Below are 5,391 nucleotides of genomic sequence, written 5' to 3'. Positions count from 1 at the left end.
CATAGAAACGCGAATTGTAGGTCGCGACGTTTTCAGCCGTCTTGAAGCCGGTTGCATGTTCGAACTTCACGTTCGGGAACTTCTGCGCAACCTTGATGGTGGCGTCCATGAAGCCGAAGGAGGTGGTGAAGATCAGCTCGCAGCCGGAACGGGCCATACGCTCGATGGCGCGCTCAGCATCCGGACCTTCCGGAACGCTTTCCAGGAAAGGCGTTTCGATCTTGTCGCCGAAATGCGTCTGCAGTTCCTGACGGCCAATGTCATGCGCCTGTGTCCAGCCGCCATCGGTACGGGAACCAACGTAGATAAAGCAGACCTTCTTCGGGTCTTCAGCACGTGCGGCTGTTGTGGCCAGACCGCCAAGGACTGCCGCCGTTGCGGTAAGTGCGATGATGAACTTCTTCATTTTTACCCCTGCTGTGGTTTGATTGCAGAACTACTAAAACGCATTGTTTTTCATTTCAGACAAGGCATTTTAAACTTTGGATGCGGATTAACGATCCGGCACGAAGGGTTTACCCAGGGATGCCGGAGTGTTGATGAGTGTCGTGCGCCGGTTGTAGGAAATGATGACCAGCACGATGATGGTTGCCGCGTAAGGCATGGCCGACAATAGCTGCGAGGGAATGCCAAGCCCGAAGGCCTGCGCATGCAGCTGGCCAATGGTGACAGCCCCGAAGAGGTAACCGCCCGCCAGCACCCGCCATGGACGCCAGGAAGCAAACACCACCAGCGCCAGCGCAATCCAGCCACGACCAGCAGCCATGTTTTCCACCCATTGCGGAGTGTAGACCAGTGACAGCTGCGCACCGGCCAGACCCGCGCAGGCACCGCCAAACATGATGGCCAGATACCGCGTGGCAATGACATTGATGCCAAGCGCATGAGCGGAACCGTGGCTGTCGCCAATCGCACGCAGTTTCAGGCCCGTGCGGCTTTTGAACAGGAACCAGCTGATGCCGACGACAAGCGCAATCGACATGTAGAAAATGATGTCCTGCTGAAACAGCAACGGCCCAATGAACGGGATTTCCGACAGCACCGGAAAAACGATCGGCTGCAACTTGACACCCGGCAGGCCAACGAAACTTTCGCCCAACATGCCCGACAGACCAAGCCCGAGAATGGTCAGCGCCAGACCGGTTGCCACCTGGTTGGTGACCAGCGTCAACGTCAGGAAACCGAACAGCAGCGAAAACACCGTGCCGCCAGCAATACCTGCAATGATGCCGAGATAGGGATTGCCGCTAAGATGGGCAGCCGCAAAGGCGCAGACCGCGCCCATGATCATCATCCCCTCAACGCCAAGGTTCAGCACACCGGAGCGCTCGGTGACCAGTTCACCCAGCGATGCGATGACCAGAGGTGTTGCCGCGGTGATGACGGTTAGCAGAATGGCTTGCAGCATATCCATCAGACAGCCCCCTCGCTCGACGTCGCCCGGTTGAAGCGGATGCGGATCCTGTAGAGAATGAGTGTGTCGCAGGACAACACGAAGAACAGCATCAGTCCCTGGAACACGCGGGTCACCTTGTCGGAAACACCAATCGACAGCTGTGCCGCCTCACCACCGAGATAGGTGAGCGCCAGGACCAGACCCGAGGCAATGATGCCAAGCGGGTTCAAGCGCCCCAGAAACGCAACGATGATGGCGGTAAAACCATAACCGGGCGAAATCGATGGCTGCAAATGGCCAATCGAACCGGACACTTCCGAAATGCCGGCAAGACCAGCAAGAGCACCAGACAAAAGCAGCGAGAACCAGACTGTGCCCGACGTCGAAAAACCTGCAAAACGACCGGCACGCGCCGATTGGCCAAGCACGCTGATCTGAAAGCCTTTCAGCATGTAGCGCATCATGAACCACAACAGCACGGCGGCGAGAATAGCAAAAACGAAGCCATAATGCGCACGGCCCGAGGACAGCATTTCCGGCAGAACGGCGTCTGACGAGAACGGCTGGGTCTGTGGGAAGTTGTACCCCTTCGGGTCACGCCAGATGCCGCGCACCAGCCAGTCCAGAAACAGCTGGGCAATATAGACCAGCATCAGGCTGGTCAGAATTTCATTGGTGTTGAAACGGGTTTTCAACAGCGCGGGAATGGAGGCATAAAGCGCACCGCCGATAAAGCCCATCACCATCATCAATGGCAGGACCAGCGGCGAATGCCAGTCCGGATAAAGAACCGGGATCATCGATCCGGTAATCGCGCCAATGGTGAACTGACCTTCCGCGCCGATATTCCAGTTGTTGGAGCGATAACAGATCGACAGGCCAACGGCGATCAGGATCAATGGCCCGGCCTTGATGGCCAATTCGTGCAGCGACCACACTTCCAGCAACGGCTCGACAAAAAAGCTGTAAAGCGCATGCAGCGGGTCCTTGCCCAGCATCGCGAACATGATGGCGCCAAACACCAGTGTCAGCACCAGTGCCAGCAAGGGCGAAACAATGGCGAAAAAGGCGGAAACGCCGCTGCGCTTTTCAAGCTCAATGCGCATGGGCAACAGCCTCCGGCTTGTTTTCCTGCAAACCACCCATCAGCAACCCGATCTTTTCGCGCGTCATGTCTTCCCTTGGATAGGCATCGGACAGGCGGCCATCGGAAATCACCGCAATATTGGTGGCCACTTCAAAGATTTCATCGAGATCCTGGCTGATGACAACCAGTGCCGAGCCTGATTTGGCCAGATCAACCAGTGCCTGACGAATGCGGCTGGCCGCACCTGCATCCACACCCCATGTCGGCTGGTTGACGATCAACAGCGAAGGCTGACGGTCCAGCTCACGCCCGACGATGAATTTCTGCAAATTGCCACCAGACAGCGACCCGGCGGCCGGATCTTCAGCACTTTTGCGCACATCCATGGTTTCACAGATGCGTTTTGTTGCCTGTTTGATGGCGGAATAACGGATGATGTTGAGCAATCCGCCGCTCAGAAAACTTTTACGGTCTGAGCGATGACGCGCCAGAAGCATATTGTCGGAAAGGCTAAGGCCTGTGACAGCCGCATGGCCGTGGCGTTCTTCCGGCACGAAGCCGGCACCCAAAAGACGGCGACCATTGATACCGGTGCGGCCAACCGGCTTGCCCCGGATAAAGATCGCCTCGTCATGATAGACCGGGAATTCGCCCGATAGCGCATCGAACAATTCGCCCTGGCCATTGCCGGCAATGCCGGCAATGGCCAGAATTTCACCGGCCCGCACATTCATGGTGATGGATTTCAGCGACACCGCAAACGGTGTGCGTGCCGGAACCGACAGCGCCATGACTTCCAGCTGCGTATCGCCCAGCGTGCAATAGGCATCACGCTCGATACCGGCAATGTCATTGCCCACCATCATGCGGGCCAGCGACGCCGGAGTTTCCTTGCGCGGATCACAGCTGCCCGTCACCTTGCCGTGCCGCAGCACGGTGGCGCGATCACAGATGCGCTGCACTTCTTCCAGACGGTGGCTGATATAAAGAACGGAGCGCCCTTCGGCCTTCAGCTTGGCCAGCGTTTCAAACAGCCGGTCGGCTTCCTGCGGTGTCAGAACCGAGGTTGGCTCATCAAGGATGATCAGTTCAGGGTTTTGCAGAAGAGCACGAACAATTTCGATGCGCTGACGCTCACCCACCGAAAGGTCGGCCACATGCGCATTGGGGTCCAGCGGCAGGCCGTAAGCCTTGGAAAGCTCTTCGGCCTTTTTGGCAATTTCCTTGATGGAGATGCCGGGATCGAGTGAAAGGGCAATGTTTTCCGCGACGGTCAGCGCTTCAAACAGCGAGAAATGCTGAAAAACCATGCCGATGCCGGTTTTGCGCGCCACGCCGGGCGAGGTAATCTTGACCGGTTTTCCGTGCCAGAGAATGTCGCCGCTTGTCGGTTCCAGCACACCGAACAGCATTTTGACGAGCGTGGATTTTCCCGCGCCGTTTTCACCCAGAAGGGCGTGAATTTCGCCGGGTTGAACAGTCAGGTCAATTTCGTTGCAGGCAGCAAAATTGCCGAAATACTTGGAGAGCTGAGAAACAGCTAAGAGAGGCGCATCCTTCTGCGCAATCGTTTCCGTCACCATTCCCCTCTTTCGTCTGCCTTCTGCGAGGCATTTGAAAAACCAACCGTCTTACTTTTCTACGACGTTTCCGCGCGTACTCAATATGTTTTTTGACTTATTGATAAAGACTTTGTTGCCATGCACAACAGTTTTTCAAATTTAAGCCGAATACGCAGCTTGCAGCCGTGTTACTTGGCGCCAAGCGACGGGAAAAACTGCAATATTCCACCAATGCAGTAGAGGTAGATGCCTGATATGACCACACCGACGCCAACCCAGACCGGTGTATCGAAGTGCAGGAGCAGCGCATAACCGCCAAGCGCGCACCAGACCATGAATACCGCCATATTGAGACCACGCAGACGCTTGACGCGCACAGGATGCAGGAAGTTGATCGGCAGGAAGGTCAAGATGACCGAAACGGTGACAACAGCCATGGCTGCAATCGCGCTGGCATCAATCACAAACAGCGTGAACACAACCATGTTCCAGACAACAGGGAAACCGGAGAAAAAATATTCATCGGTCTTCATGCCCATGTCGGCATAATAAATGGCACTCGACACCACAATCATGCCCGCCGCCACAAAGGACCAGGGTTCACCGATCATGCCGCTTTGGTAAAGCGCAAAGGCCGGCAACAGCACATAGGTCACGTAGTCGATGATATTGTCCAGCATGTCGCCGGACCAGTTGGGCAGAACCTCTTTCACCCGCACCTTGCGGGCGATTGGCCCGTCAATTCCATCCACCGCCAGCGCAAGACCCAGCCACCAGAACATGTCGACAAAGCGATGTTCAGCCGCAGCAACGACGCCGAGAAAAGCCAGAAACGAACCGGATGCGGTGAGGATATGGACTGAAAAGGCCCGAATTTCCGCATAGGGCACGCGCTTGTATTTGAATATTTTCATCACTGCGGGTGCGCCTCATTTTTAATCTTCAGTCCATGTCCGGTATGCGACCATTCAACGCGCAATGCAACCATCGAAAATGCCTTATCCTAAGGCATATTACAGTATGGTACAGCAAGATAAGCATAGGACGCACCATCCCCACAGTGGATTTCAACTGGCAATGTCTTTATGCTTGGCACGCATATATAACGGATAATGACCATGACGGATTACGATATTTCAGTTGTTGGCGCCGGCCTTGCCGGGCAGATCGCGGCCATCGCACTTGCACGGTCAGGCCGCCACGTCGCGCTCATTGCTCCCAAATCCGCCCGCAATGACCACCGCACCACGGCGCTGATGGATCAGTCGATCCGCTTTCTCGACCGGCTGGGTCTGTGGAAAAACATCGAGCCGTTTTCGGCCAAACTCTCTGTCATGCAGATCATC

General features: G+C 55.9%; 6 protein-coding genes. 1 reads left to right on the top strand and 5 read right to left on the bottom strand.

The genetic code is table 11. The annotated features are described in order from the left end of the window. The 5 genes from RT613_RS19930 to pcsA form a co-directional block, all read right to left on the bottom strand. On the bottom strand, positions 1 to 406 hold a 406-nt coding region (locus RT613_RS19930), incomplete at its 3' end, for a BMP family ABC transporter substrate-binding protein (RefSeq protein ID WP_313618122.1). Positions 407 to 493: 87 nt separating this feature from the next. Then, positions 494 to 1,414, bottom strand: a complete 921-nt coding sequence (locus tag RT613_RS19925) for an ABC transporter permease (RefSeq protein ID WP_313618121.1) — start codon at positions 1,412 to 1,414, stop codon at positions 494 to 496. Continuing rightward, positions 1,414 to 2,502 (bottom strand): ABC transporter permease, encoded by a 1,089-nt coding sequence (locus tag RT613_RS19920; RefSeq protein WP_313618120.1) that lies wholly within the window; start codon positions 2,500 to 2,502, stop codon positions 1,414 to 1,416. Before RT613_RS19920 ends, RT613_RS19925 begins: the two co-directional genes overlap by 1 nt. Continuing rightward, the gene (locus RT613_RS19915) at positions 2,492 to 4,051 is read right to left on the bottom strand and encodes an ABC transporter ATP-binding protein (protein WP_313618126.1); all 1,560 of its coding nucleotides are present in this window, start codon (positions 4,049 to 4,051) and stop codon (positions 2,492 to 2,494) included. The genes RT613_RS19920 and RT613_RS19915 overlap by 11 nt, the downstream gene beginning before the upstream one ends. A gap of 182 nt (positions 4,052 to 4,233) precedes the next feature. Then, a complete protein-coding gene (gene pcsA, locus RT613_RS19910; protein WP_313618119.1) occupies positions 4,234 to 4,959 on the bottom strand; it encodes a phosphatidylcholine synthase in 726 nt (241 codons plus the stop codon). 204 nt (positions 4,960 to 5,163) lie between these two features. On the opposite strand from pcsA, the gene RT613_RS19905 reads away from it, so the two are divergent. Further along, positions 5,164 to 5,391, top strand: a 228-nt coding sequence (locus RT613_RS19905; protein WP_313618118.1) for an FAD-dependent monooxygenase, incomplete at its 3' end; no start/stop codon positions are given.

This window comes from Agrobacterium sp. (assembly GCF_032092815.1).
In the GTDB taxonomy this organism is placed as follows: Bacteria; Pseudomonadota; Alphaproteobacteria; order Rhizobiales; family Rhizobiaceae; genus Agrobacterium.
The sequence above is the reverse complement of the archived record's forward strand: the minus strand, read 5'-3'. Positions and strand labels throughout refer to the sequence as shown.

Coding starts and splice junctions, on each gene's coding strand:
- RT613_RS19925 (WP_313618121.1), bottom strand. CDS start 1,414: ATGGATATGCTGCAAGCCATTCTGCTAACCGTCATCACCGCGGCAACA.
- RT613_RS19920 (WP_313618120.1), bottom strand. CDS start 2,502: ATGCGCATTGAGCTTGAAAAGCGCAGCGGCGTTTCCGCCTTTTTCGCC.
- pcsA (WP_313618119.1), bottom strand. CDS start 4,959: ATGAAAATATTCAAATACAAGCGCGTGCCCTATGCGGAAATTCGGGCC.